Below are 25,282 nucleotides of genomic sequence, written 5' to 3' on the forward strand. Positions count from 1 at the left end.
TTCGAATCAATGTTTGCGGTGGCAACTATCCCACGATTAATTGACTGCCGCGTAAGAATTGCGGTTTTCGAATCGCTTCACCCCCGGCAATAAAAAGATCGGGCAGCCGCAGCTGCCCGATCTTGCGTTGTCGCTGAGTCTCAGTGATGAACTGAGGTGTCCACGTGGGGGACATAGACATGGGGTTGGGTGATGTCGTTGACCCACACGTGGTGGCCGATGTCGGCCTGAGCGGGGCCCGCCAGGCCCACAATGCCGGCGGTCAGCGCGCCCGCGATCAGCGAGGCGATTCCGAACTTCTTCATGTGGCTCTCCTTGGTCCTGTGGTCTCGATGCGACCACTAATGGCAACAAGGTTGTCTTGCCATTAATTCCCATACCAGACCGGTGGGCTGCATCACGTCGGGCGGACCGGGCCCTCGGTGCTGCTCGCTAATGGAAGGCACTTTCCATAACCATTAGAGTGGGTTCAACTGGTCAGCCTCAGAGGGAGGAGGGGAAAGCCTGTGACGCCGGCGCCACCTCCGCCTCGGCTGTCTGAGCCCGCTCCGCTCGCACTCGCCAACACGGTCTGGATCGATCGGACCGGCGTTCACGACGCGATTGCCGACGAGACCTATGCGAATGCGTGGGTGAGGGCCGTCGGTGAACAGTCCGAATTGACTCCCGCGAGCCATGACGCGGAGGAGGTCGCCGGGGACGCCGTCGAGCGCCTGGTCCGCCTGCGCGACGCGGTTCGCAGACTGGCGGCCGAGCACACCACCGATCCGCGAACCGTGGGGCAGTCTCCCGTACCCGATGTGTCTACGGCGATGTCGATCGTCAACGCTGCGGCCACGGCGACGTCGGTATGGCCGGAACTTCGGCCCGATGATCGCGGAGTGACACGTCGTCAACTCTGGGCTGGGAAGTCCTATGCCGACGCGCTGATCACCCTGATCGCGCGGCAGACGATCGACTTTGTCACCAGCCCTCAGTGGCGCCAGCTTCGGCCGTGCACGGCGCCGGGTTGCGCGTACTACTTCGTCAAGGATCACTTTCGTCGGGAGTGGTGCTCGGCCCTGTGCGGCAACCGCGCCCGGGTGGCCCGGCACGCGCAACGTCAACGCGGCTGACGGGTTCCCGTCAAATCGTCGCCAGCCGCCGCTGCGCAGCGCGGATCGAATCCGCCAGCGTCCAGAACGAAGGCCCAGCAGCGGAATGTCTTTGAGCAGAAACTCGCCGGTCAGCGAAATCGCCGGGAAACCACCACCGGCGGGTTCGCCGACGCCTGGTGTGCTGAACAGGAAGCTGACCGTGAACACGAACAACACGATGGACATCAGACTGCCGACGATCGAAAGGCGCGGAGCCAGCGGTTTGACGGCAAGCAGAACCGCAGCGGCGACTTCAAAGACACCCAACAGCGCCGAGAAGGTGTACACGGGCAGGAAGTCGTACAGCCAGCCCATGAACGGACTGTGCGCTACCAGCGGCTGAATCTGGTGTGCCTCGAAGTTCGCGAACTTCAGTGCTCCGATCCATCCGATGACGATGACGAGCCCGTAGCGCCCGAGGACACCGGCGATGGCATCGATGGTCGGCAGGTGAAGCATGCGGTCATTGATCGATCGGTTCGAAAACGTCGTCATTTCGTCCTCTGACACCCTGTCTAATGGTTACTTCTTTATTAACCATTAGGAGAGTAGGCCGAAGGGGGGTGCAGGTCAAGCCGACACGTCGCATGTCCCTCGCCTCGCCGCGGCGCCAAAAGCTTCGGTGGTTGGTCAGTGGCGAAGTCTGCGTATCGCGTTGCCGCGGCCTGTTTTTCGAGTTTCGGGCGGGCCGATCAACCGTGTGCCGGCTCGGTTCGTGGGCTACGCGACCTACGCGCCGTGGGCGCGACCTATGCCGCCCAGCCGGGTGCGACTGCCAAGGTGCTGATGGTGCGTTTCGGAGAGACGACACCGCGCATGGCGATGAAGTACCAGATGGCATCTCAGGCCCGTGACGAGGAGATCACGAAGCAGATGTCTGAGCTGGCCGGTGGTGCTCGGGACTTCTGGAAGTCCAGTAGCCCGCCTCCGGGGGAGGGGTCGGCGAGCCACCGGACATACACCAGCTTGGCCAGCTGATGGGTGAGATCACTTCACCCGACGTTCACTTTCACCCGGGCGATTCGCTCGGAAACGCAGAGAGTCCCCTCCGAAGAGGGGGGCTTCTGTGTTCTGGAGGCACGAAGCTAGCCGATGTGTCGCTGATTCCGGGCAACATAACTGCAGGTTGCAAAGGTCGCGGGCGCCTTGCGGGAATCGGTCCTCGCAGCAAAACACGCTCTGACCTGGTGGAGCGGGCGACGGGAATCGAACCCGCGTAGCTAGTTTGGAAGACTAGGGCTCTACCATTGAGCTACGCCCGCATGTGCAGCACCAGCAGACTGTACTAGCGCCGCCCGAATCAAATCCAATTAAATGGTTCGCGTGTCCAGCCCGTAGTATCTCGCGTGGTCAGGTCTGCGTTTCAGGCTGACCACAACAGGTGCCGCGACGAGCGCTAGCGCGAGGAGCAGTACGACCGGGGTGTAGCGCAGCTTGGTAGCGCATCCGCTTTGGGAGCGGAAGGCCGCAGGTTCAAATCCTGTCACCCCGACTCCAGACGCATACCACTACAGACAACAAGGAGCATGAGCGTGAAGAGCACCGTCGAGAAGTTGAGCCCGACCCGGGTTCGCATCAACGTGGAGGTGCCCTTCACTGAATTGCAGCCGGACATCGACACCGCGTTCCAGCAGATGGCCAAGCAGGTCCGCATGCCGGGCTTCCGGCCCGGCAAGGTCCCGGTGAAACTGCTCGAGGCCCGCGTCGACAAGCAGGCGATGTTCGACCAGGTCATCGGCGACGCCGTGCCCGCCCGCTACTCCGAGGCAGTGACGACCTCTGAGGTGCAACCGCTCGGCCAGCCCGAGATCGACATCACCAACAAGGAGTACGGCCAGGACCTGACCTTCACCGCCGAGGTCGACGTCCGCCCGGAGATCGAGCTGCCCGACCTGGAGGGGCTGAAGATCACCGTCGACCCCATCGAGGTGACCGACGAGGAGGTCGACGCCGAGCTTCAGAATCTGCGCGCCCGCTTCGGCACCCTCAAGGGCGTCGAGCGCGCCGCCGAGAACGGCGACTTCGTCTCGATCGACCTGTCCGCCACTGTCGACGGCGAGGACGTGCCAGAGGCCAAGACCGAAGGGCTTTCGCACGAGGTCGGCTCCGGCCAGCTGATCGAGGGTCTCGACGACGCGATCATCGGGCTCAAGGAGGGCGAGACCCGCGTCTTCACCACCACCCTCGCCGCCGGTGACCACGCAGGCAAGGAGGCGCAGGTCACCGTCACCGTCAAGTCGGTCAAGGAACGCGAGCTGCCCGAGCCCGACGACGAATTCGCGCAATTGGCAAGCGAATTCGACACCATCGAGGAGCTGAAGAGCAGCCTCGTCGAGCAGGTGCAACGGGTCAAGCGCGTCCAGCAGGCCGAGCAGATCCGCGACAAGGCGATCGAGGCGCTACTCGAGCAGACCGAGATCCCACTGCCCGAGAAGATCGTGCAGGCCCAGATCGACGACACACTGCACAACGCGATCCACGGTCTCGACCACGACGAGAAGAAGTTCGAAGAGGCGCTCGAGGCGCAGGGCAGCACCCGCGAGGAGTTCGACACCGACAACCGCACCAACGCCGAGAAGGCCGTCAAGACGCAGCTGCTGATGGACGCCGTCGCGGACAAGCTCGACATCCAGGTGGGTCAAAACGACCTGACCGAGCGGCTGGTGCTGATGTCGCGTCAGTACGGGCTCGAACCGCAGCAGCTGCTGCAGTATCTGCAGCAGAACAACCAGCTGCCCGCGATGTTCGCGGACGTGCGGCGCGGCCTGACCGTCGCGGCCGTCGTGCACAACGGCACCGTCACCGACACCGACGGCAACGTTATCGACACCACGGAGTTCTTCGGGCCGTCGGGCGAGCAGGCCGAGCAGGCTGCTGATGAGGCGGCCGAGGAGACCGCCTCCGACGAGGAACCCGCCGACGCCTAGTGACGCTGTGAGCGAACGGGCGTCGTCTGGGGAGTGTTCGGCGGCGCCAGTTGGTTAGTGTCAAATGAACTAGGACGTGAACAGAAAGCAGGTATCCAGTCGTGACTGACATGCGTGGCGCCGGGGCAGGGCTCAACCTTGTCGACTCGGTATACGAGCGGTTGCTGTCCGAGCGCATCATCTTCCTCGGTTCACAGGTCGACGACGACATCGCCAACCGGTTGTGCGCGCAGATCCTCCTGCTCGCCGCCGAGGATCCGACAAAGGACATCCACCTCTACATCAACTCGCCGGGCGGCTCGATCAGCGCTGGTATGGCGATCTACGACACCATGGTGCTGGCGCCGTGCGATGTCGCGACGTACGCCATGGGCATGGCCGCATCGATGGGTGAGTTCCTGCTCGCCGCAGGCACCAAGGGCAAGCGTTACGCGCTGCCGCACGCACGGATCCTGATGCACCAGCCGCTCGGCGGTATCACCGGCGGCGCCGCCGACATCGCGATCCAGGCCGAGCAGTTCGCGGTCATCAAGAAGGAGATGTTCCGGCTGAACGCCGAGTTCACCGGGCAGCCGATCGAGCGCATCGAGGCCGACTCCGACCGCGACCGCTGGTTCACCGCGCAGGAAGCCCTGGAATACGGCTTCGTCGACCACATCATCACCAACGCCAACGTCAACGGAGTCAAGCCATGACCGACCACACCGATCCTCGGCTGCAACCGCAGGCCCGCTACATCCTGCCGTCGTTCATCGAGCACTCCAGCTTCGGCGTCAAGGAGTCGAACCCGTACAACAAGCTCTTCGAGGAACGCATCATCTTCCTCGGCGTGCAGGTCGACGACGCTTCGGCCAACGACATCATGGCGCAGCTGTTGGTGCTGGAGTCCCTGGATCCCGACCGGGACATCACGATGTACATCAACTCGCCCGGCGGCTCGTTCACCTCGCTCATGGCGATCTACGACACCATGCAGTACGTGCGCGCCGACATCCAGACCGTGTGCCTCGGGCAGGCCGCGTCGGCAGCCGCGGTGCTGCTGGCCGCCGGCACGCCGGGTAAGCGGCTCGCGCTGCCCAACGCGCGCGTGCTGATCCACCAGCCCGCGCTGTCCGGCGTGATCCAGGGCCAGTTCTCCGACCTCGAGATCCAGGCCAAGGAGATCGAGCGGATGCGCACGCTGATGGAGGCCACGCTGGCCCGCCACACCGGCAAGGACGCAGAGGTCATCCGCAAGGACACCGACCGCGACAAGATCCTGACGGCCGAAGAGGCCAAGGACTACGGGATCATCGACACGGTTCTGGAGTACCGCAAGCTGTCGGCCCAGACCGCCTAGCTCTCGTCGAGTGTGAACTCACTGCGACTTTTCGGCCGAATTACCGCAGTGGGTTCACACTCGGCGCGCTAGTGCGGCGATGTCGTCGGGCCGCACCCGGCAACACCCGCCGATGACGCGTGCCCCAGCGGCGGCCCACCGCGGCGCCAGGTCAACGCTCCATCGACTCTGGCCGACCCAAGTGCGCCGCTCGCCGTCCCACGATTCGCCGCTGTTGGGGTAGACGATGACGGGCTTGCCCGTCACCTCGCGGGCGATCTCGACGGCGCCGAGCACATGGTCGGGCGCACAGCAATTCACGCCTACCCCAACGATTTCCGGCACGTCAGCGGCCACCGCGAACGCGTCGGCGAGTGGCTGTCCCGCGCGCGTCGTGGTGCCAGCGATCGTGTACGACAGCCAGGCGGGCACGCCGACGTCACCGACCACGCCGACCAACGCCTCGGCCTCGTCGACATCGGGCATCGTCTCGAGCGCCAACACGTCGGGGCCCGCCTCGGCAAGCACCTCCAGTCGCGGCCGGTGCCAGTTCCTCAACTCCGCGACGGACAACCCGTAGCGGCCGACGTACTCCTGGCCGCCTGCCAGCGCGGCGCCGTACGGCCCGACCGACGCGGCAACCCACCCATGGCCGACCTCCTCCTTGGCCGCCTTGGCCAACTCGACACTGCGCCGCATCAGCCCGGCGGCCTCGGCTCGCGGGATTCCGCGTTCAGCGAACCCGTCGAAGGACGCCTGATAGCTCGCCGTCGTCGCGATCGAGGCGCCGGCGCGGAAGAACGCGCAGTGCACGGCCACAATTTCAGCAGGCGCATCGATCAGCAAGCGAGCCGACCACAGGTCATCGGACAGGTCGTGGCCGCGGGCCTCCAGTTCGGTTGCGAGCCCGCCGTCGGCAACCAGCACGGTATCGTGGGGCACAGCGAACACCACATCGCAACTCTACGGCCACCTACCTGGGGCCTCTCGGTCTCATAACGGCGGCGACACGCCAGGGACACGGTGGCGGGTTCCAGGGGGTTGCGGGGTGTGACAAGCGATATGTTCTGCGAACACAGATAAATACCAACGACGCGATTCGGCTTTATCGGTCGCACCGCGCCGGAACATACGGGTAGCGTCGGGACCAACACCCGACGGTGGCTCGTAAAAAGCGTTATTACCGACCGCGAGGAAAGTAGGACCCCACCACCATGGCGCGCATTGGAGACGGCGGTGACCTGCTGAAGTGCTCGTTCTGCGGCAAGAGCCAAAAGCAGGTGAAGAAGCTCATTGCGGGCCCGGGCGTCTATATCTGCGATGAATGCATAGACCTGTGCAACGAGATCATCGAAGAGGAACTGGCGGACGCCGACGACGTCAAGCTCGATGAGCTGCCGAAACCGGCGGAAATCCGGGAATTCCTCGAGGGCTACGTGATCGGCCAGGACACCGCCAAGCGCACGCTGGCCGTGGCCGTCTACAACCACTACAAGCGCGTGCAGGCGCAGGAGAAGATGCGCGACTCACGCGCCGAGCCTGTCGAGCTGGCCAAGTCGAACATCCTGATGCTCGGACCCACCGGCTGCGGCAAGACCTACCTGGCGCAGACGCTGGCCAAGATGCTCAACGTCCCGTTCGCCATCGCCGACGCCACCGCGCTGACCGAGGCGGGCTATGTCGGCGAGGACGTCGAAAACATTCTGCTCAAGCTGATTCAGGCCGCCGACTACGACGTCAAGCGCGCCGAGACGGGCATCATCTACATCGACGAGGTCGACAAGATCGCCCGCAAGAGCGAGAACCCGTCGATCACCCGTGATGTTTCCGGTGAGGGCGTGCAGCAGGCGCTGCTGAAGATCCTCGAGGGCACGCAGGCCTCGGTGCCTCCGCAGGGCGGTCGCAAGCATCCGCATCAGGAGTTCATCCAGATCGACACCACCAACGTGTTGTTCATCGTCGCGGGTGCGTTCGCCGGTTTGGAGAAGATCGTCTCCGACCGCGTCGGCAAGCGCGGACTGGGCTTCGGCGCCGAGGTGCATTCCAAGGCCGAGATCGACACCCAGGACCACTTCGCCGAAGTGATGCCGGAGGACCTGATCAAGTTCGGACTGATCCCCGAGTTCATCGGCCGGTTGCCGGTGGTGGCGTCGGTGACCAACCTCGACAAGGAGTCGTTGGTCAAGATCCTGTCCGAGCCGAAGAACGCGTTGGTCAAGCAGTACGTTCGGCTGTTCGAGATGGACGGCGTCGAGCTGGAGTTCACTGACGACGCGCTGGACGCGATCGCCGATCAGGCCATCCACCGCGGCACCGGCGCCCGCGGCCTGCGCGCGATCATGGAAGAGGTCCTGCTGCCGGTGATGTACGACATCCCGAGCCGTGACGACGTCGCCAAGGTGGTCGTCACCAAGGAAACCGTGCAGGACAACGTGCTTCCGACGATCGTGCCGCGCAAGCCGTCGCGTGCAGAGCGTCGCGACAAGTCCGCCTGACGACGATCAAATCCCGCCTAACTCTCGGCGCTGCTGTCCCGCTGCACCAACTGCGTGTCGTCGGCGTCGGGCTTGAGTAGCCCGCACAACGACGCCGCCAGGCCCCACATCAAGAAGACCCCCACCGCGACGAATTGCAGTTCGGTAACCATGATTCGAGCCTTCTCCGTCCGTTTGCGATAAGCACGAGTAGCCGACTACGCGACTTTCTGTTCTCACGACGGTCGTCGGGCACGACAAGTTCAACTTGTGCTCTGCCGAACGGGTCGGCGGAGCGATGTGACCGACGGGCGAGAGCGAGGGGCATTGCTCAATGCTCGCCGACTTCGGGCGGCGCAGCTTGGAGGTGGTGTGGAGATCAGGTGGAGATCGCGGTCAGGGGCCCGAACTAACGCCTGATGCGGTCCGGGCGGGTGTAGACGTTCATCGACTCGCCCCGCAGAAACGCGACCAGCGTGAGCCCGGACTGGCTGGCGAGGTCGACCGCCAACGATGACGGTGCCGACACCGCGGCCAGCATCGGGATCCCGGCCATCACCGCCTTCTGGGTGAGCTCGAATGACGCCCGCCCGCTGACCAGCAGCACCGTGCCGGCCAGCGGAATGCGGTCGGCTTCCAACGCCCAGCCGATCACCTTGTCGACGGCGTTGTGGCGGCCGATGTCTTCGCGGACGACCAGTGTGGTGCCGTCGGTGCCGAACAACGCGGCGCCGTGCAGGCCACCGGTGCTGGCGAACACCTTCTGCGCCGCGCGCAGCTTGCTGGGCATGGCCGACAGGGTTTCGGCGGTCACCGTCGACGGGTCGTCACCGGGGCAGTGCCTGCTGATCAGCCGCACCGCGTCCAGTGACGCCTTTCCGCACACCCCGCACGAGGAGGTGGTGTAGAAGTTGCGGGTGACATCCACGTCGGGCATCTGGACACCCGGCGCGAGCGTGACGTCGAGCACGTTGTAGGTGTTGACACCGTAGTCGGTGGCGCCCTTGCAGTACCGCACGGTGAGCACGTCGTCGCGGCGGGCGATCACCCCCTCGGTGAGCAGAAACCCTTGCGCCAGTTCGACATCGGAGCCCGGCGTGCGCATGGTAACGGTGACCGCGGTGCCGTTGACCCTGATCTCCAGTGGCTCCTCGACGACCAGTGTCTCCGGCCGCGCCACCGTGTCGTCGGCGGTCACGTGCTGGACGCGCCTGCGCGCGGTGACTCTGCCCATGCCTCCAGCCTAGGACGAGTGCGGCGTTCGAATCGCCCGGGCTCCTATTGACCTACCCCGAAGTCCACCCAGGCGGCGTCGGCGGCGTTCGACGCGAGGGTGGCCTCGACGAAGCGGACGCCGATCAAGCCGTCAATACCGGTAGGGATGGACAATTCGCGGGCAGGTCGCCCGCGCAACAAATCCGCCAGGTCCAGATAGAAGTTCGCGAACGCCTCGAGGAAGCCTTCCGGATGGCCCAGTCCGACTCGGGTGAGGCGGGCCGCGTCGTCGGAAAGCGTGCTCATACCGTGCGCGAGAATCGTTGCCCCGCCTTCGGAGTCGCGCACCGTCAGGTGCTGGGGATCCTCATGGCGCCATTCGAGGCTGGCCTTGTCGCCGAACACGCGGATGCGCAGCCCGTGCTCATGGCCAGTCGCGGCCATCGTCGCCCACACGGTCGCGGGCGCGCCGTTGGACAGGGTCAGGCGCACAGTCGCGTTGTCGAACACGGCACGACCGGGGACGAGTGTGCTGAGTTCGGCTGAGATACGGACGGCTTCGAGGCCGGTGATATAGCGCAGCAGATGGAACGCATGGGTGCCGACGTCTGCCACAGCGGTCGCGACACCGCCCCGTGCCGGGTCCATCCGCCACTGGTCGACGTCGGCCGCCGCCCAACCCGACGCGTGCTCCGCGGCGACGAACCGAATCCTGCCAAGGTCACCGTTGCGCACCATCCTGGCCGCCTGCCGGACCATCGGATAGGCCGAATAGATATGCGGGACAGCAAGAATCACGTCATTGGCGGCGGCTGTCGCGACGAGTCTTTCGGAAGTGCCCGAGTCGTTGGTCAGCGGCTTTTCGCACACCACCGCGATACCCGCCTCGAGGAATGCGGTGGCGATGTCGAAATGGCTGTCGTTCGGCGTGACGACGGCGACGACGTCGAGGCGGTCGGCTTCGTGTCTGGCCATCTCTCGGTAGTCGTCGTAAACACGTTCGACGCCTAGGGTTTCGGCAAACTCATTCGACGCGGCCGGGTTCCTTCCGAAAATCCCTGCGGCAACATCGTATTGGTTGTCCAGCCACATCGCGTGGCGGTGGGCAGCGCCAATCATCGCGCCGGGTCCGCCGCCGACCATCCCTGCAACGAGTCGCATCATCCCCCCATCTTCCGCGAGCGTGCGTGTCTGCACGCCGACACGCCGCGATTCGCGTGCAGACGGCGCACGCTCGCGGAAGCCGAAGGTGCGCTGACTACCCTGATCGCATGGTCAACCGCGTCGGATCTCTCGCATCCATCTCGATCGATTGCCTCGATCCCGACGCGCTGGCGCCCTTTTACCGTGCATTGCTGGGGTTGCAGGAAGCGTTCGCGACGCCGGACCGCGGAGTCGTCTGCCTGGCAGGCGCGGGTCCGATGGTGACGTTGATGCGCGTCGACTCCTATACGGCGCCGTCGTGGCCGGAAGGCCCACAACACCAACAGATGCACATCGACGTCGCCGTCGACGACCTGGACTCGGCGGTGCCGGCAGCGATCGCACTCGGCGCTGTCGAGGCTGCGCGCCAGCCCGCACCCGACCGCTGGCGTGTGCTGCTCGATCCCGCTGGTCACCCGTTTTGTCTCAGCGTTGTGCGCCCCGACTGAATCAGCACCGGCCCTACGCCATCTCCACGTCGACGCGCTCGCCGGTCTCCAGCGACCGCACCCCCGCTTCGCACACCGCCGCAGCGGCGTAGCCGTCCCATGCGGTCGGACCGTCAACGTTGACCCCGGACCTGACGGCGTCCACCCATCGCTGAACCTCGATGTCATACGCGGTCCCGAACCTCTCGCGGAAACCCGGTGCGATGCGGCCGCCCCACATGCCGGGCCTGGATTTGCGCACCAGCCCGACGTCCACACCGATTGTGGCGCTTCCCCGGTCACCGACCACCTCGGTGCGCACCTCGTAGCCGACGCCTGTGGTGACGAACAGTTCGACATCGACGTGACGGCCGCTCGCGGTCCGGAAGATCGCGATCTGCGGATCCTGCAGGCCTTCGGGCGCGGCGGGACTCGCGGCCGGCCGAATGATCTGCACCGAGGCGATCTCCTCGCCGAACAGGAACCGCGTCACGTCGACCTCGTGCACCAACGAGTCCCTGACGACCATCGTCGAGGTGAAAGTCGGCGGCACGGCGAGGTTGCGGTGCACACAGTGCATGACCAACGGCCTGCCCAGTTCTCCGCCGTCGATCAGTGCCTTCAGTTGCTGGTACTCCGGATCGAAGCGGCGCATGAAGCCGACTTGGATCAGCGGCCTTGCCAGTTCGGCTTCTGTGCGCACCACCTCGAGGGAGGACGCCGACTCCGTGGTCAACGGTTTCTCGCACAGCACCGGCTTGCCTTGTTCCAGGCAGGCCAGCAGTTGCTTTTCGTGCGTCGGCCCAGGCGTCGCGAGCAGCACCGCATCGACATCGTCGGCCGCGATCGCATCGAAAGGATCGGCCGCAACGCGCGACCCACGGACGGCCGCTGCAATTTCGGCCGCTTTCTCCGGAACGTAGTCATTGACGACGGCGAGGCGCGCGCCGCTGATGCGGCCGGTGATGCGGGCGACATGGTCGGCACCCATCACGCCGACGCCGAGCGCGGCGATACGCAGATCTGACACGGTGTTTGGAACTCCTAGAACGTGACCGAGGGGATGCCGCAGGACCCAAGGTAGCGGCGGGTGCGCTGCGCGATAGGCAGCGGCTGATCCGGATCGCACGGATACATGTCCTGTTCGACGATCGCGAACACGTCGATGCCGAGCTTGTCGATGGCCGCGAGCAGTGGCGGCATCTCCGGGATGCCCCGCGGCGGTTCGGTCATGGCGCCGAGCCTGACCGCCTCACCGAACGGCAGATCCTCCGCCTCCACCTTGGCGCGCACCTCCGGATCGACCTGCTTCAGATGCAGGTAGCCGATGCGTTCGGGTGCGCGGTTGATGATCGCGAGGTTGTCGCCGCCGCAATAGCTGATGTGTCCGGTGTCCAGGCAAAGGTTGACGAACTCGGAATCCGTGCCGTCGAGGAAGCGGTAGACGTTCTGCTCAGTGTCGACGTGGCTGTCGGCGTGCGGGTGATACTGGGCTCGCACGCCGTACTTCTCGAACATCGCCTTGCCGAGCTCGTTCATGCCGCCGGTCTTCTTCTTCCACTGCTCGGCGGTCAGACTGCGGTCCTCGAGCACCTCGCCGGTGGCCGGATCCCGCCACATCTCGGGAATCACGACGACGTGCTTGCCGCCGACCGCGGCCGTGAGCTTCGCGACGTCCTCGATCTGCTGCCATACCGCCGCCCACGAATCGTCCCGGTGCAGGTGCTCGAAAACCGTTCCTGCGGAGAGGTTCAGGTTGCGCGACGCGAGTTCGTCCGAGAGCTTCTGCGGGTCGGTCGGCAGATAACCGTACGGCCCCAACTCGATCCATCGATAACCGGAGTCCGCCACCTCGTCGAGGAAGCGGCTGTACGGCGTCTGGTTCGGGTCGTCGGGGAACCACACGCCCCACGAATCGGGCGCCGAACCCACGAGAATCGCGCTCACAGATCAATCCTTCGAATCGTAGGGCGCCACGTACGGGCGCTGAACTTTCTTCCACTCGGCGTACGTCTCGTAGGCCGACTGCGTCGATTCCAGCGCCGAAACCTGGCTGACCGGAACGTCCCACCAGGATCGACTGTCCGGCGCATACACTCGCGGATCCGTTTCCACGTGGATGACAGTGGTGTGTTCACCGGCCTTGGCCACCTTGACCGCGTCGGTGAACTCGGCCGCCGTGGTCACCTTGATCACCTCCGCGCCCAGGCTGGCCGCGTTGGCCGCAAGGTCGACGGGAAGCTTGTCGCCTGCCAGTCGGCCGGAGTCGTCGCGGTAGCGGTAGGCGGTGCCGAATCGCTGCGAACCCAAGGACTCCGACAGCGAGCCGATCGACGCGAAGCCGTGGTTCTGCACCAGGACCACGATGACCTTCACGCCCTCCTGGACAGCGGTCACCAATTCGGTCGCCATCATCAGATACGAGCCGTCGCCGACCAGTACGAAGACGTCGCGGTCGGGTGCGGCCATCCGCACGCCGATGCCGCCGGCCACCTCGTATCCCATGCAGGAATAGCCGTACTCGACGTGATATCCCTTGCGGTCGCGGGTGCGCCAGAGCTTGTGCAGGTCGCCGGGCATCGAACCCGCAGCGCAGACAACCACGTCGCGCGGATCGGACAGCGTGTTGGCCAGCCCGATCACCTGACTCTGGTTCAGCGTGCTGCCGTCAGCGTCGACGCGGTACGCCGCCGACACCGTCGCGTCCCATTCCTGAGCCAACTGTGCTGTCTGCGAACCGTATTCGGAATTCACGGCGTAACCGTCGAGAGCTTGCGACAATGCTTCGATTGCCTCGCGGGCGTCGGCCACCACCGACAGTGCACCCTGTTTGACGGCGTCGAACGAGGCGACGTTGATGTTGACGAAGCGCACGCCAGGATTGTTGAACGCGGTGCGCGAGGCGCTGGTGAAATCGCTGTAACGGGTCCCGATGCCGATCACCACGTCGGCCTCGGCGGCCAACGCGTTGGCCGCAGTGGTACCGGTCGAGCCGATCGCGCCGACCTGCTGCGGATGGTCGTATGGCAGCGAGCCCTTGCCGGCCTGCGTCTCCGACACCGGGATGCCGGTTTCCTCCGCGAAAGCCGCCAACGCATCGCTGGCGCCCGAGTAGATCACCCCGCCGCCCGCGACGATCAAGGGCCGCTGCGCTGACCGGATCATCTCGGCCGCCATGGCGAGCACCGATCGTTCCGGAACCGGCCTTGCGATGTGCCAAGTCCGTTCGGCAAACAGCGATTCCGGCCAGTCGAACGCCTCGGCCTGCACGTCCTGCGGCAGCGCGATAGTCGCCGCACCCGTCTCGACCGGATCGGTCAGCACCCGCATCGCGCCGAGCAGTGCGGACGGTAATTGCTCGGGACGCCACACCCGGTCGAAGAACCGCGACAGCGGCTTGAACGCGTCGTTGACGGTCAGTTCGCTGTCATGTGGTTGCTCGAGGTCTTGAAGAACCGGCGCGCTCACGCGCGTCGCGAAGGTGTCCGACGGGAGCAACAGCACCGGAAGCCGGTTGATGGTGGCCAGGGCCGCGCCGGTCAACATGTTCGTCGATCCGGGCCCGATGCTGGCCGTTACCGCCCAAGTCTGCATCCGGTCTTTCTGCCGCGCGTAGGCCGCGGCGGTGTGGACCATGGCTTGTTCATTGCGGCCCAACACATACCGCAGCGACGGCCCATTCTCATCGAGCGAGGATTGCAGCAGCGCCTGCCCGATGCCCGCCACGTTGCCGTGTCCGAAGATGCCGAGGCAGCCCGCGAAGAACCGGCTGCGCTCCCCGTCGCGTTCGACGTACTGGTTGGCCAGGAACCGAATAGTGGCTTGCGCGACGGTCAGTCGCACCGTCGACTCGTTGTGTGGCGATTTGAATGGGGATGCTTTGGAGACCACGTCACACTCCTCGCATTGGCAGCCGGGGGTCGACATCCTGGTTTTCCCAGGTGCCGCGCAGCCAGGCATGTTCGGGGTCGTCGACGATCTTCCATGCGCGTTCCTCGCCTGGACCGGCCATCACGTTCAGGTAGTACATGTGATAGCCAGGGGCTGCGACCGACGGCCCGTGAAAGCCGTGGGGGACAAGAACGACGTCGCCACTGCGAACTTCTTCGAGTACTTCGATGGGACGGTCCGGGGTGCCGTAGACGCGGTGGTAGCCGAAACCGCGGGAATCACCCGGAGCGCCATCGGGCGCGACATCAAGCCGGGGTCCCGAAGAGATTTCGAAGTAATAGATCTCCTCCAGCGCCGACTCGACCGGGGTGTTCTCATCGTGCTTGTGCGCGGGGTAGCTCGACCAGTTGCCGCCGGGCGTGATCACCTCGCACGCGATCAGCGAGTCGGCCTCGAAAGCGCCCGCGGTGCCGAAGTTGTGCACCTGTCGACTGCAGTTGCCGGTCCCGCGCAGTTCGACCGGCACGTCGGCGCCGGCCACCCGACGATTGGGCAACTGGCGTTTGGCCCGCGCACCGCAGATCGCGAAGCGGCCCTCACCGGACAACGTGTACGACTGGCCGGTGCCGATGTAGACCATGTCGGCGGGACCGTCGAAAACCGATGCCCGCAAGGACAATTCGAAGGTTTCACTGTCGGCTGTCACCGTGCCCTGGCCTGCCAGCGGCAGGATCATCACCTCGGTGCTGCCGGTGTCGAGCCTGAGGTCCGCATCCAATTCGACGACCTGCAGGCTGGATTCGGTCCAACCCGCGGACTCCGGAGTGACGTCGACGGTGTACGGGGGAGTCGCGGACCGAGCGGGGATGTAGTACTTGCTCTGCATGTTCACCTCACCATCGAGACCGCGGTGGCGACCGCGGAACTGACATCGTCGTCGGCCGGATAAAGCAGGGTGCGACCGACGATCAGGCCGCGCACCGACGGAAGAGCCAGTGCCTTCTCCCAACTGGCGAACGCTTCGTCGGCATCGGCGGGGTCACCGCCGAGTAGCAGCGTCGGCAGTGTCGTCGCCTCCATCACGCGCTCCATCTCGTCGACCACCGGCAGTTTCATCCAGGTGTAGGCCGACGTCGAACCGAGGCCCTGGCCGACGTGGATCGACTTGATCACCGCGTCGGGGGACAGGTCGTTGCGGACCTTGCCGCCGGCCCGGGACGACATGAACGGTTCGACCATCGCGATCAGCCCGCGCGATGCGAGTTCGTCGACCGCCCGCGCGCACGCCTCCAGGGTGGCGACGGTGCCTGGATCGCTGAGATCGATGCGGCACAACATCTTTCCACCGTTCATCCGCATCGCGGCGGTGGCTGCAGCGGTGGTCGCGGTCATCCGGTCGTCGAGTTCGAACGCGGCGCCCGCAAGGCCGCCGCGGTTCATCGACGAGAACACCACCTTGTCGTCGAGCGCGCCGAGCAGCACCAGGTCGTCGAGGATGTCGGCGGTCGCCAGCACACCGTCCACGCCGGGGTCGGCCAGCGCTGCGCGCAACCGGTCGAGAAGGTCGGTGCGGCTGTTCATCGCCGTCGGCCGCGCGCCCACCGCCAGCGCGCCGCGCGCCGGGTGGTCGGCGGCGACGATCATCAGCCTGCCGTTGCCGCGCACGGCAGGCCGGGTGATGCGGTCCTGCCACGCGCGGTTGATCGCTTCTGGATCAGTCGCGCGCAATTCGGTGATCTCGGCATAGCTGTTGCACAGCGCGCTAGACATTGGCGGCCTCGGCGGCGGCCCGCTCGGCGAGTTCGGCGACCTCGACGGCGGTCGGCATCGCCGTCGAGCACTCCAATCGGGAGGCGACGATGGCGCCGGCGGCGTTGGCGTAGCGCAGTGTCTTCTCCAGCGGCCAGCCATGCAGCAGGCCGTGGCACAGGCTGCCGCCGAATGCGTCACCAGCGCCCAACCCGTTGACCACCTCGACGACGTTGGGCGCCACCGTCACATCGGTATCCCGCGTCTTGCCCAAGACGCCGCGGGGGCCTTGTTTGACGACGGCCAACTCGACGCCGAGATCCAGGAGCGCGTCGGCGGCCTTGTGCGGGTCGTGCTCGCCGACGGCGATCTCACACTCCTCTTGGTTGCCGACCGCGACGGTCACGTGCTGCAGCGCACGCTGCACCTGTTCGGTGGCGGCGGTGGGCGTATCCCAGAACATCGGCCGGTAGTCGAGATCCAGCACGGTGAACGGTCGGCGCCCGCGTGCTTCCCAAGCGGCGAAATGCGCGCTGCGGCTGGGCTCCTCGGACAGGCCGGTCACCGTCGACCAGTACAGCCGAGCGGAGCGAACCGCGTCGACGTCGATCTCCTCGGCGCGCACCTGCAGATCCGGCGCGCTGGGCTTGCGATAGAAGTACAGCGGGAAATTGTTGGGCGGGAAGATCTCGCAGAACGTCACCGGGGTGGGGAACTCGCCGTGCGTCGTGACGTAGCGGTTGTCGACGCCGAGGCGGGCCAACTCGTCGCGGACGAAGGTCCCGAATGGGTCGTCGCCGGCACCGGAGATCAACGCGGCGCGATCACCCAACCGCGCCGCGGCCACCGCGACGTTGGCGGCGCTGCCGCCGAGAAACTTGCCGAATGACCTGACCTCTTGCAGCCCGACACCGATCTGCAGCGGATAGATGTCGACGCCGCTTCGCCCGATGGCAAGGACGTCAAATGGCTGTGCGGTACTCAAAGTCGGCCTTCCAGAGGGTAGATGATCGCTCGGATACGACTGTGCCCGCGTCACGCAGCCCTGTCAATACTTTGTCCTGACATTCGGTCATTTAAGTAACCGGCGGAGGCTTCAGCGCACCGCCCGGCCACTGATGGCAAGCCTGGAAGAGGCGATTCGCCCTGGCGGATACCGGCGCAAACATCCAACGGCGTCGAAGTGTGGTAAATGCGGCTGTCGACCGGCGAACTGTGAATGCCCTCGACAGCCGCGTGACGTGGACCTGTATCACCGTTAGCAAAATTCTGGTATGTGCACGCCCATCGACCGAAGCGGCATGTCAGATCGCTGGATTCTCTCTGGCGGTGATGGCGCGAGGCCTAACTCGTACCGCCGTCAGCCGGGAGGTATACGCACGGATTACACGCCGTCCGGCGGTGGGTGCAACGGCCCCGCGACCAAGATGAGCTGGTAGGGACTGCGACTCTTGAGGATTGATGTCGTGATGTATTGACAATCGATCAACACATGTCCAGACTTCACTCACACAACACGCCGGGGTCGGTTCACGTTTACCGGCGGCGCCCCCGGCGGTCGGAGATTCGCGCGATGGGAAGTGCACGTGGCAGTAGGCCCAGCAAACAATTCGCCTCAGCAAACCGGTGTGGCGACAGATGTGCGCAAGACCTACTACGCCCCCGAGCTGCGAGCAGCGATCGTGGGCACCGGCGGAATATCCCGAATTCACGGCTGGCGTCTACAGGACCTCGGCTCGACTGTCGTCGGAGTTTGCGGACGCAATGTGATGAATGCGCGCGCTGTTGCGAACGACCTCCGTCCCGCCGGACGGCTAAGTGCACCGTTGAACGTTTTCGATGATCTCGGCGCCATGCTCGACCAAATCAAGCCGGACGTCCTTCACGTCTGCAGCCCGCACGGATTGCACGCGGCACACGCCATCGAAGCGGTCACACGCGGAATCCACGTCATCGTCGAAAAGCCCCTGGCGACCGACGAGGCCGACGCACGAGCCGTGATCGCCGCCGCGGAGGACGCTGGCGTGCACGCCGCCGTCTGCTTTACCAAGCGTTCCTACCCGATGGTCACCGACCTGCGGGCCCGTATCCTGGGCGGTGAACTCGGCCACGTCACCGCCATTCGCGGCGGATTCCTGTCGTGGGATTCCAATCACGACAACTGGGGTTGGGGATTCGACCCGGGGGTCGCCGGAACCTCCTACGCCACAGCTGATCTCGGCGTGCACTGGCTCGACCTCGCAGAATACGTCACCGGCCGGCGCATCACCGAGGTCGATGCGCGGTTCTCCACGCTGCGTCCCACCCGCTATCGGAACGGCGCGCCGGTCAAGGTGGAAGCCGAGGACTATGTCCGGATCTTCCTGGACTTCACCGGCGGCGCGGTCGGTTCTGCCACATTTTCCGGCGTCACAGCAGGCGAGCCGAACGGTTGCTCGATAGACGTCGACGGCACCGACGGCGGTTTTCGCTGGAAGGTCGATCGGCCCAACGAAATCCTTCATCGTCGGGCCGACGGATCGGTGGCAACCATCATCCGAGACCCGGACGCGATGGCCGCGTCCGCCGCGCGCTTGTCGTTCGCGCCCGCGGGCCACGCCGAGGGGTTCGGTGACGCCTTCAGAAATCTGTTCCGTGACGTCTACTCCGCTATCGGGGGTGCCGACGTCTCCTATCCAACACTTGCCGACGGCTATCGCATGGTTGCGCTGGTCGCGGCGATTCAAACGAGCGCACGCGCTCGAAGGGCGGTAAGCATTGACTAGTTTCCCGGTGGACGAACTCCTCGCCGCGCCCGCAGCCGAGACGAGCGAGCGCGCCAATGCGATCGAGCTGCGCAGTGTTAGCAAGAGTTTCGGAGACTCCGTGGCATTACACCCCCTCGATCTGGATATCCGCGATGGCGAATTCTTCTGCCTGCTCGGACCGTCTGGGTGCGGGAAGACGACGACGCTGAACATCATCGGAGGATTCACCACCCCGTCCTCGGGTGTGGTGCGGATCGCCGGAGACGACATGACCAAACGCCCGCCCAACCGGCGTCCGGTCAACACGGTTTTTCAATCGTATGCGTTGTTCCCGCACCTCAACGTGCTCGAGAACGTCTCCTTCGGACTGCGGATGGCCCGCGTAGGCAAGAGTGAACAGCGAACGCGTGCGCGCGAAGCCCTTGACCTCGTCGGCCTCGGGACGTTCGCCGAGCGTCCGGTCAGTCAACTATCCGGTGGCCAGGCACAGCGTGTCGCAATCGCAAGGGCGCTCGTGAACAAGCCCAGTGTGCTGCTGCTCGATGAACCGCTCGGTGCTCTCGATTTGAAGCTGCGCAAGCGACTGCAGACCGAGCTCTCGCTGATCCAACGCCATGTCGGGACGACGTTCGTCTTCGTCACCCATGATCAGGAGGAGGCGATGGCTCTCGCGGACCGCATCGTCATCCTCAACGAAGGTCGTATCGAACAGATCGGCACACCGGAGGAGATCTATCGACGGCCTGCGAGTCTGTTCGCCGCAGACTTCATCGGGGAATCGAACATCTTGCACGGCAGGAAGGATGGGGGCACCTTCGTACTGGAAAACGGTGCAGGGGTTCCGATCTCACGGCGAGTGCCGGACGGCGTCACCTCGTTGGTGATCCGGCCGGAGGCCCTGCGGATCGGCAAGGACGGATTCATCGGCGCACAGGTGCTCTCGCGTGGGTATCTCGGGTCAATCACCCGCATGGTGCTGCAGCTGGAGAATTCGGAAATGCAAGTCGTGTCGTCGTTGAACGATGGCGACATAGAAGGTCTCACTGAAATCGGCCTAGAGACAGGTGACTTCGTCAAGCTGTCATGGTCGACGGATGCAGCCCATCCTCTGGTAGCCCACTGAAAGTCAGGTTAGTCGCATGTCTCGAATCTCTGAAGCCAAACTCAGCCGCCGCTCCTTCGTCGGGGGAGCGTTGATGCTGGGCGCGGCCAGTCCGTTGCTGTTGTCTGCGTGTTCGAAGGCGGAGAACGCCGGAAGCGGCGGTGGGTCCGGCGGTGGCGGGAACGTCAACTGGCTGACATGGTCCGATCACTACTCTCAGGACCAGCTCGCCAAGGTCGCCGACACCACCAAGATCACCGGCCAGCCGAAGCTGTTCTCCGACAACGCCGATGCCTTGCTTCAGGTCAAGCAGACCGGGTCGCAGTTCGACCAGGTGTCGGGCGACGCGCTGTGGGTGAAGAAGTACATGGAAGACGGGCTGATCGAACCGTTCGATCTGGCTGAGATCAAGTCGAGTGCCCAACTCTTCCCGATGGCCACCAAGTTCGAGTTCCTCAACGATCCGAAGGGCGCACTGGGATACCCCTTCTCGTGGTCGACGGTGCAGATCTATTTCAACCCCGATAAGGTCAGGACTCCGCCGACGTCATGGGATTCGCTGACCGACCCGATGTACAAGGGTCTGATCGTCGCGGAGAACATTCCGACCGACCTGATGGCGATCGCAGGGATCGCGACGGGCGCCAAGGGATCGCCCTATGCGCAGACGCCCGAACAGATCTCGTCATCGTCGAACTTTCTGAACGCGCTGAAGCCGAACATGGTGAAGCTCGCCTCGCAGAACAACGAGATCGTGACGATGATGGCGAGCGGGGAAGCCGCGATCGGCATCTCGAACCTCGGCACCGACGTGCGTGTCAAGGATGCCGGCGGCCCGGAACTGAAGTCCGCGTACCCGCCGGAGGGCACGATCGGCTTCATCGACTCGGAGATGATCGTCGCCAAGGGGGCGAACAAGGCTCTGGTCAAGCCGTTCCTGGATGCGATGCAGCAGTCCGAGTGGATCGTCGCGAACTTCACCACCAACTGGCGTCCGCTGTTCAACCAGAAGGCCGCCGAGGCGCTGACGGCGGATCCGAAGACCGCGGACAACGCCAAGCGGCTCTTCATGACCGATCCGGACAAGGCGTTGCAAATGACCCTTAAGGGCCCTGCTCAGGATCAGCAGGCCTACACCGAGGCGTTCAACAAGGTCTTCGGGGCGTGAGATGAGCGTTGCCTCCTATGCCCGCGAAGCGGGCGGGGGGCCGGATGAGACGGAACCACGACGCGCTGACGTCAAGAGTGACCGCCGAGATTGGCGTCAGTTCGTCGGGTTCGTACCGGCCGCAATCCTTTTCGGTGTGTTCTTCATCGCTCCGTTGTGCCTGATCGTCGTCTACTCGTTCTGGATTACCAAGAACTACGAGTTGGTCCCGGACGCCACCATCGCTAACTACAAGACGATCTTGACGACGGGCACCTACGTGAGGACGTTCGGCAAGACCGTGCTGATGGCCATCCTGGCCACGCTCACCGCGCTGGCACTGGCCTTCCCGTTCTGCTATTGGCTGGTGCGCTATGTCCCGAGGAAGCTGCAGCGGGTCGGGCTGCTCCTAGTGATTCTCCCGTTCTGGACGAGCTATCTGCTGCGGGTCTACGCGTGGGTGGCAATCCTCGGCGATAAGGGTGCAATCAACTCGATGCTCAAGGCGCTGGGCCTGACAGACGCCCCGATCCGGCTGTTCCTCTACGATAACCCGGGCGTGTTCATCGTCCTGGTGTACCTGTACTTCCCGTTCGCGGCGCTCACGTTGTACGCGTCGCTGGAGAGGTTCGACTGGCGGCTGCTGCACGCGGCAGTCGACCTCGGCGCCACCCCGATGCGCGCCATCGCCAACACGCTGCTTCCGCAGATGCGGCTGGCGTTGGTGACGGCCGGAATCTTCGTGTTCATCCCCATTCTCGGCGAGTACCTGGCACCTTCGGCAATCGGCGGTACGCACGGTGTGATGATGGGAAACCTGGTCGCGAACTTCTTCTCCGGCTATCTGCTCCCGCTGGGTGCGGCGGCCAGTGTGTTGATCGCACTCGTGATCACCATCGTGCTCATCGTGTTCCGGCGCAGCCTGGATACCAAGGAAATCTATGTCTGACGACCTGCAGGCGGTGAATCCGCGGGCCCGGCTGTTCCGGACCATCCTGTCGTTCTACGGCGTCGGCATCTACATCTTCTTGTTTGCGCCGATCGCAGTGATGATCCTGTTGTCCTTCAACACCTCCAGGGTCGTCGGCTTCCCGATGGCGGGGTTCACCGCCGACTGGTATGCCCGGTTGGCGAGCGACAACGTGATTCTCAATGCGCTCGAAAAGTCGTTGATGGTGGCGTTCTGGGTCACGCTGCTATCCACCGTCATCGGCACCATGGCGGCCTTCCCGTTGGTGCGCGCGAACATTAAGAACCGCGGCGGGGTAAGGGTTTTCATCACCCTGCCGATCATGATGCCCGGTCTGCTCATCGGCGTGGCCATCTTGGTACTTGCGACCAACGTGCTGCACATCCAGCCGTCGCTGGAGACCGCGATCATCGGCCAGACCGTGCTGGCCACACCGTTCGTCATCCTGGTGGTGTCTTCCCGGCTCGAGGCACTCGACAGAAACCTCGAGCGCGCCGCCGCCGACCTGGGTGCCAACGGATTCCAACGCATCGTCTTCGTGGTGCTTCCTCTCATCTATCCCGGCATCATCGCGGCGGCGCTGATCGCGTTGACGCTGTCGCTCGACGAGTTCGTCGTCACCAACTTCATCATCGGCGCAGACCAGACGCTGCCCATCTACATCTACAACCAACTCAAGTTCGGCATCACGCCGGAGGTCAACGCGCTCGCCACGTTGATGCTGCTCGGCACGCTGGCTGTTGCCGGCGGAACCTTAGGTGCGCTGCGCCTGGTGAAGGTGCTGGCGTCGGTCCGAGGTCACCGGCCACCGAACTCCGAGGCCACCAAGAACACCAAACGAATGGAAGAACCCGCTAGTGCAGAAGTGTGACATTTCCGTCGTGCTCGAGGCCTTTCTCGACCTGTCGCTCGACGAGACGCTGACCTGGCTCAGCACCGAGGTGCCGGAGGTCACGGCAGTCGAGGTCGGTGCGGGCGGCTATGCCCCGCACCCGCATCTGGATCCCGATGAGTTACTCACCGACCCAGGGGCTCGGCAGGCGTGGCTGAACAAGCTCGACCGGTACGGCATCCGGTTGGACGCGTTGAACGTGTGGGGGAACCCATTGCACCCCGAGAAGGCGATCGCCAACGACCACGATGTGGCGCTGCGCCGCGCGGTGCGATTGTGCGGTGACCTCGGCACCGAAACGATCGTCGCGATGTCGGGTGCCGCCGCCGGCGTCGCAGGCGACAGCGCCGCCGTGTTCGGTGCAGGCGGCTGGCTGCCGTATCTGGAGGGCGTGCATGACCGCCAGTGGGAGCAGTCGGTGGTGCCGTACTGGTCGGAACTGTCGGAGTTCGCGGCGAGGGAGAACCCCGACGTCAAGATCTGCATCGAGCTACACCCCGGAACTACCGTCTACAACGTCGAGACCTTCGAGAAGTTTGTCACTCTGGGTGAAAACCTCTACGCCAACCTGGATCCCAGCCACTTTTTTTGGATGCAGATGGACGCCGACCGAGTGGTCGAGCGCATCATGGCGCGCATCGGGCACGTACACGCCAAGGACGTCACCTTCAACGAAGAGGCACTGGGTCTGAACGGCCTGCTCGACCATCGGTGGCCATCGGCACCGGAAAAGATGCCGTGGAACTTCTCGGTTCCCGGCCACGGCAGGGACGCCGCGTGGTGGCACCAGTTCATCGCTCGCTTCGACGGTTCTGCGGTCCGGGCTTTCTCCATCGAACACGAGGACCCGTTCGTCGACCCGAAGACCGGGGTAAAAGAGACCGCTGCCCTGATCAAGTCCGCGCTGACTCAATCCCAATAAGCGCGTCGCGCACAAACACAGGAGGCAATACCCAATGGCTGATCGGCTCAAGGTTGGCGTTGTCGGCGCGGGAGTGATCGCGCAGGTCATGCATCTGAACTACTTGCGTGAACTGTCCAACCGCTTCGAAGTCGTTGCTCTGTGCGATATCTCGGATGAGAACGTCGCCAATAACGCCGACCGTTACGACATCGGCAACAGATACACCGACTGGCGTGACATGCTCGACGACGCCGATATCGACGCCGTTTTGATACTGACCTCGGGCAGCCACGCGCCGATCGCTATCGCGGCGGCGAATGCCGGTAAGCACGTGTTAGTCGAAAAGCCGATGTGCTTCTCGGTCGCCGAGGGACTCGAGATGAAGGCGGCCGCCGACGCGGCGAGAGTGACGTTGATGGTTGCGTACCCAAAGCGTTACGATCCAGCGTTCGAGCGCTTCCGTGACGTCGCGGTGAATGTCGCCGAGCCAAGGCTCATGCGGGTCACCACGTTCGAGTCGCCGTTTCTTCCGTACATCAGCCATTACCCGTTGGCGCCCGTCGCGCCGATCCCCAAAGATGCGATCGAAACGTTTACGGCGGAAACGCAGGCCAGCATCACCCGCGCGATCGGCGAAGCGACTCCCTTCCTGCGCGAGGAGTATCACCTTGTGCTGCTGGACACCCTTGTCCACGAACTCAACACCGTCCGCGGAGTCCTTGGTGAACCGACGAGCCTGGAATACGTCGACATGCAGCCCGGTCAGCTGACCGTGATTATGAAGTTCGGCGAGCTTTCGGTGTCGATCCACTGGATGGATCTTCCCGGTATCACCCGTTACGGAATGGAATTCGCACTCTACGGTCCCGAGCAGCGAGTGACCTTGACCTTTCCCTCACCGTTCCTGCGCAGTGCGCCTGCGACCGTGGAGATCGTCGAAGGTGAGACGGGCACCACGAGATCACGCAGCATCAGCGAAATCATTTCGTATGAAAGCGCATTCAAGCTTGAGCTGGAAGCCTTCCATCAGTGTGTGGTGTCGGGGACGGCACCGGCCACCAGTGCAGAGGACGCGATTCACGACCTCGCGCTGTGCGAGGCGATCATCCGGTTCGTTCAGGACCGTCAGCCGATCAGGGACCCGAGCGCGATTGCCGCGCTGGCGCCCACCAAATAGCC

The 25,282-nt window shown here is 64.4% G+C and carries 25 protein-coding genes, 2 tRNA genes and 1 pseudogene; 15 read left to right on the forward strand and 13 right to left on the reverse strand.

Annotated features, from left to right (window positions below; genetic code table 11):
• Positions 1-140: 140 nt before the first annotated feature.
• Positions 141-305, reverse strand: coding sequence for a hypothetical protein (locus ACGFK1_RS25215; protein ID WP_393435864.1), 165 nt, complete (start codon positions 303-305; stop codon positions 141-143).
• Between the two features lie 201 nt (positions 306-506).
• On the opposite strand from ACGFK1_RS25215, the gene ACGFK1_RS25220 reads away from it, so the two are divergent.
• Entirely contained in the window at positions 507-1,115 is a 609-nt protein-coding gene (locus ACGFK1_RS25220) for a CGNR zinc finger domain-containing protein (protein WP_393435867.1), read from the forward strand.
• Between the two features lie 10 nt (positions 1,116-1,125).
• On the opposite strand, the pseudogene ACGFK1_RS25225 reads toward ACGFK1_RS25220, so the two are convergent.
• Positions 1,126-1,595, reverse strand: a pseudogene (locus ACGFK1_RS25225) (YkgB family protein).
• Positions 1,596-1,874: 279 nt separating this feature from the next.
• Between ACGFK1_RS25225 and ACGFK1_RS25230 the strand changes: the two are divergent.
• Positions 1,875-2,114, forward strand: a complete 240-nt coding sequence (locus ACGFK1_RS25230) for a hypothetical protein (protein ID WP_393435869.1) — start codon at positions 1,875-1,877, stop codon at positions 2,112-2,114.
• A gap of 210 nt (positions 2,115-2,324) precedes the next feature.
• Here ACGFK1_RS25230 and ACGFK1_RS25235 read toward each other — a convergent pair.
• A tRNA-Gly gene (locus ACGFK1_RS25235) sits at positions 2,325-2,398 on the reverse strand.
• A 156-nt stretch (positions 2,399-2,554) separates the two neighbouring features.
• Here ACGFK1_RS25235 and ACGFK1_RS25240 point away from each other — a divergent pair.
• From ACGFK1_RS25240 to clpP2, 4 genes are all read left to right on the forward strand, one after another.
• Positions 2,555-2,628, forward strand: a tRNA-Pro gene (locus ACGFK1_RS25240).
• A gap of 40 nt (positions 2,629-2,668) precedes the next feature.
• Complete coding sequence (gene tig / locus ACGFK1_RS25245) at positions 2,669-4,063, forward strand: trigger factor (RefSeq protein ID WP_393435872.1); 1,395 nt, start codon at positions 2,669-2,671, stop codon at positions 4,061-4,063.
• A 110-nt stretch (positions 4,064-4,173) separates the two neighbouring features.
• On the forward strand, positions 4,174-4,758 hold the full coding sequence (locus ACGFK1_RS25250; RefSeq protein ID WP_200828136.1) for an ATP-dependent Clp protease proteolytic subunit: 585 nt from the start codon (positions 4,174-4,176) through the stop codon (positions 4,756-4,758).
• On the forward strand, positions 4,755-5,402 hold the full coding sequence (clpP2, locus tag ACGFK1_RS25255) for an ATP-dependent CLP protease proteolytic subunit ClpP2 (protein WP_393435875.1): 648 nt from the start codon (positions 4,755-4,757) through the stop codon (positions 5,400-5,402). Before ACGFK1_RS25250 ends, clpP2 begins: the two co-directional genes overlap by 4 nt.
• Positions 5,403-5,456: 54 nt before the next feature.
• Here the strand turns inward: clpP2 and mmuM are convergent, their stop codons facing one another.
• Positions 5,457-6,335: a homocysteine S-methyltransferase gene (gene mmuM, locus ACGFK1_RS25260; RefSeq protein WP_393435878.1), complete on the reverse strand. Its 879-nt coding sequence runs from the start codon at positions 6,333-6,335 to the stop codon at positions 5,457-5,459.
• Between the two features lie 260 nt (positions 6,336-6,595).
• Between mmuM and clpX the strand changes: the two genes are divergently transcribed.
• Positions 6,596-7,876 (forward strand): ATP-dependent Clp protease ATP-binding subunit ClpX, encoded by a 1,281-nt coding sequence (clpX, locus tag ACGFK1_RS25265; RefSeq protein ID WP_393435881.1) that lies wholly within the window; start codon positions 6,596-6,598, stop codon positions 7,874-7,876.
• Between the two features lie 17 nt (positions 7,877-7,893).
• Here clpX and ACGFK1_RS25270 read toward each other — a convergent pair whose 3' ends face one another.
• From ACGFK1_RS25270 to ACGFK1_RS25280, 3 genes are all read right to left on the reverse strand, one after another.
• The gene (locus tag ACGFK1_RS25270) at positions 7,894-8,028 is read right to left on the reverse strand and encodes a hypothetical protein (RefSeq protein WP_393435884.1); all 135 of its coding nucleotides are present in this window, start codon (positions 8,026-8,028) and stop codon (positions 7,894-7,896) included.
• A 236-nt stretch (positions 8,029-8,264) separates the two neighbouring features.
• Positions 8,265-9,089, reverse strand: a complete 825-nt coding sequence (gene fdhD, locus ACGFK1_RS25275) for a formate dehydrogenase accessory sulfurtransferase FdhD (protein WP_393435887.1) — start codon at positions 9,087-9,089, stop codon at positions 8,265-8,267.
• 44 nt (positions 9,090-9,133) lie between these two features.
• The gene (locus ACGFK1_RS25280) at positions 9,134-10,234 is read right to left on the reverse strand and encodes a Gfo/Idh/MocA family protein (RefSeq protein ID WP_393435890.1); all 1,101 of its coding nucleotides are present in this window, start codon (positions 10,232-10,234) and stop codon (positions 9,134-9,136) included.
• A gap of 107 nt (positions 10,235-10,341) precedes the next feature.
• On the opposite strand from ACGFK1_RS25280, the gene ACGFK1_RS25285 reads away from it, so the two are divergent.
• The gene (locus tag ACGFK1_RS25285; RefSeq protein ID WP_393435892.1) at positions 10,342-10,722 is read left to right on the forward strand and encodes a VOC family protein; all 381 of its coding nucleotides are present in this window, start codon (positions 10,342-10,344) and stop codon (positions 10,720-10,722) included.
• 13 nt (positions 10,723-10,735) lie between these two features.
• Here the strand turns inward: ACGFK1_RS25285 and ACGFK1_RS25290 are convergent, their stop codons facing one another.
• From ACGFK1_RS25290 to iolC, 6 genes are read right to left on the reverse strand one after another with little or no spacing between them, the layout of a single operon-like run.
• Positions 10,736-11,731 (reverse strand): Gfo/Idh/MocA family protein, encoded by a 996-nt coding sequence (locus ACGFK1_RS25290; protein WP_393435895.1) that lies wholly within the window; start codon positions 11,729-11,731, stop codon positions 10,736-10,738.
• 14 nt (positions 11,732-11,745) lie between these two features.
• The gene (locus ACGFK1_RS25295; protein WP_393435898.1) at positions 11,746-12,648 is read right to left on the reverse strand and encodes a sugar phosphate isomerase/epimerase family protein; all 903 of its coding nucleotides are present in this window, start codon (positions 12,646-12,648) and stop codon (positions 11,746-11,748) included.
• A gap of 3 nt (positions 12,649-12,651) precedes the next feature.
• Complete coding sequence (iolD, locus tag ACGFK1_RS25300) at positions 12,652-14,592, reverse strand: 3D-(3,5/4)-trihydroxycyclohexane-1,2-dione acylhydrolase (decyclizing) (protein WP_393435901.1); 1,941 nt, start codon at positions 14,590-14,592, stop codon at positions 12,652-12,654.
• Between the two features lies 1 nt (position 14,593).
• Positions 14,594-15,478: a 5-deoxy-glucuronate isomerase gene (gene iolB, locus ACGFK1_RS25305; protein WP_393435904.1), complete on the reverse strand. Its 885-nt coding sequence runs from the start codon at positions 15,476-15,478 to the stop codon at positions 14,594-14,596.
• Between the two features lie 2 nt (positions 15,479-15,480).
• Positions 15,481-16,362, reverse strand: coding sequence for an aldolase (locus ACGFK1_RS25310; RefSeq protein WP_393435907.1), 882 nt, complete (start codon positions 16,360-16,362; stop codon positions 15,481-15,483).
• Complete coding sequence (gene iolC / locus ACGFK1_RS25315; RefSeq protein ID WP_393435910.1) at positions 16,355-17,326, reverse strand: 5-dehydro-2-deoxygluconokinase; 972 nt, start codon at positions 17,324-17,326, stop codon at positions 16,355-16,357. Before iolC ends, ACGFK1_RS25310 begins: the two co-directional genes overlap by 8 nt.
• 643 nt (positions 17,327-17,969) lie before the next feature.
• On the opposite strand from iolC, the gene ACGFK1_RS25320 reads away from it, so the two are divergent.
• From ACGFK1_RS25320 to ACGFK1_RS25350, 7 genes are all read left to right on the forward strand, one after another.
• Positions 17,970-19,106, forward strand: a complete 1,137-nt coding sequence (locus tag ACGFK1_RS25320) for a Gfo/Idh/MocA family protein (protein ID WP_393435913.1) — start codon at positions 17,970-17,972, stop codon at positions 19,104-19,106.
• Positions 19,107-19,206: 100 nt separating this feature from the next.
• Complete coding sequence (locus ACGFK1_RS25325) at positions 19,207-20,211, forward strand: ABC transporter ATP-binding protein (protein ID WP_393435915.1); 1,005 nt, start codon at positions 19,207-19,209, stop codon at positions 20,209-20,211.
• Between the two features lie 16 nt (positions 20,212-20,227).
• Positions 20,228-21,358: a PotD/PotF family extracellular solute-binding protein gene (locus ACGFK1_RS25330; RefSeq protein WP_393435918.1), complete on the forward strand. Its 1,131-nt coding sequence runs from the start codon at positions 20,228-20,230 to the stop codon at positions 21,356-21,358.
• 1 nt (position 21,359) lies between these two features.
• On the forward strand, positions 21,360-22,286 hold the full coding sequence (locus tag ACGFK1_RS25335) for an ABC transporter permease (RefSeq protein WP_393435921.1): 927 nt from the start codon (positions 21,360-21,362) through the stop codon (positions 22,284-22,286).
• Positions 22,279-23,178, forward strand: coding sequence for an ABC transporter permease (locus tag ACGFK1_RS25340; protein WP_393435924.1), 900 nt, complete (start codon positions 22,279-22,281; stop codon positions 23,176-23,178). Before ACGFK1_RS25335 ends, ACGFK1_RS25340 begins: the two co-directional genes overlap by 8 nt.
• Complete coding sequence (locus ACGFK1_RS25345) at positions 23,165-24,121, forward strand: sugar phosphate isomerase/epimerase family protein (RefSeq protein ID WP_393435927.1); 957 nt, start codon at positions 23,165-23,167, stop codon at positions 24,119-24,121. The genes ACGFK1_RS25340 and ACGFK1_RS25345 overlap by 14 nt, the downstream gene beginning before the upstream one ends.
• A 34-nt stretch (positions 24,122-24,155) precedes the next feature.
• Complete coding sequence (locus tag ACGFK1_RS25350) at positions 24,156-25,280, forward strand: Gfo/Idh/MocA family protein (protein WP_393435929.1); 1,125 nt, start codon at positions 24,156-24,158, stop codon at positions 25,278-25,280.
• Positions 25,281-25,282 lie beyond the last annotated feature (2 nt).

This window comes from Mycobacterium sp. NPDC048908 (assembly GCF_043197955.1).
In the GTDB taxonomy this organism is placed as follows: Bacteria; Actinomycetota; Actinomycetes; order Mycobacteriales; family Mycobacteriaceae; genus Mycobacterium.

What these genes read in the sequence shown, in the direction of transcription:
- ACGFK1_RS25330 (WP_393435918.1), top strand. Translation starts at nt 20,228, where the DNA reads ATGTCTCGAATCTCTGAAGCCAAACTCAGCCGCCGCTCCTTCGTCGGG.
- ACGFK1_RS25270 (WP_393435884.1), bottom strand. Translation starts at nt 8,028, where the DNA reads ATGGTTACCGAACTGCAATTCGTCGCGGTGGGGGTCTTCTTGATGTGG.
- ACGFK1_RS25350 (WP_393435929.1), top strand. Translation starts at nt 24,156, where the DNA reads ATGGCTGATCGGCTCAAGGTTGGCGTTGTCGGCGCGGGAGTGATCGCG.
- ACGFK1_RS25335 (WP_393435921.1), top strand. Translation starts at nt 21,360, where the DNA reads ATGAGCGTTGCCTCCTATGCCCGCGAAGCGGGCGGGGGGCCGGATGAG.
- clpX (WP_393435881.1), top strand. Translation starts at nt 6,596, where the DNA reads ATGGCGCGCATTGGAGACGGCGGTGACCTGCTGAAGTGCTCGTTCTGC.
- ACGFK1_RS25250 (WP_200828136.1), top strand. Translation starts at nt 4,174, where the DNA reads ATGCGTGGCGCCGGGGCAGGGCTCAACCTTGTCGACTCGGTATACGAG.
- ACGFK1_RS25310 (WP_393435907.1), bottom strand. Translation starts at nt 16,362, where the DNA reads ATGTCTAGCGCGCTGTGCAACAGCTATGCCGAGATCACCGAATTGCGC.
- fdhD (WP_393435887.1), bottom strand. Translation starts at nt 9,089, where the DNA reads ATGGGCAGAGTCACCGCGCGCAGGCGCGTCCAGCACGTGACCGCCGAC.
- ACGFK1_RS25280 (WP_393435890.1), bottom strand. Translation starts at nt 10,234, where the DNA reads ATGATGCGACTCGTTGCAGGGATGGTCGGCGGCGGACCCGGCGCGATG.
- clpP2 (WP_393435875.1), top strand. Translation starts at nt 4,755, where the DNA reads ATGACCGACCACACCGATCCTCGGCTGCAACCGCAGGCCCGCTACATC.
- ACGFK1_RS25340 (WP_393435924.1), top strand. Translation starts at nt 22,279, where the DNA reads ATGTCTGACGACCTGCAGGCGGTGAATCCGCGGGCCCGGCTGTTCCGG.
- ACGFK1_RS25285 (WP_393435892.1), top strand. Translation starts at nt 10,342, where the DNA reads ATGGTCAACCGCGTCGGATCTCTCGCATCCATCTCGATCGATTGCCTC.
- iolB (WP_393435904.1), bottom strand. Translation starts at nt 15,478, where the DNA reads ATGCAGAGCAAGTACTACATCCCCGCTCGGTCCGCGACTCCCCCGTAC.
- ACGFK1_RS25215 (WP_393435864.1), bottom strand. Translation starts at nt 305, where the DNA reads ATGAAGAAGTTCGGAATCGCCTCGCTGATCGCGGGCGCGCTGACCGCC.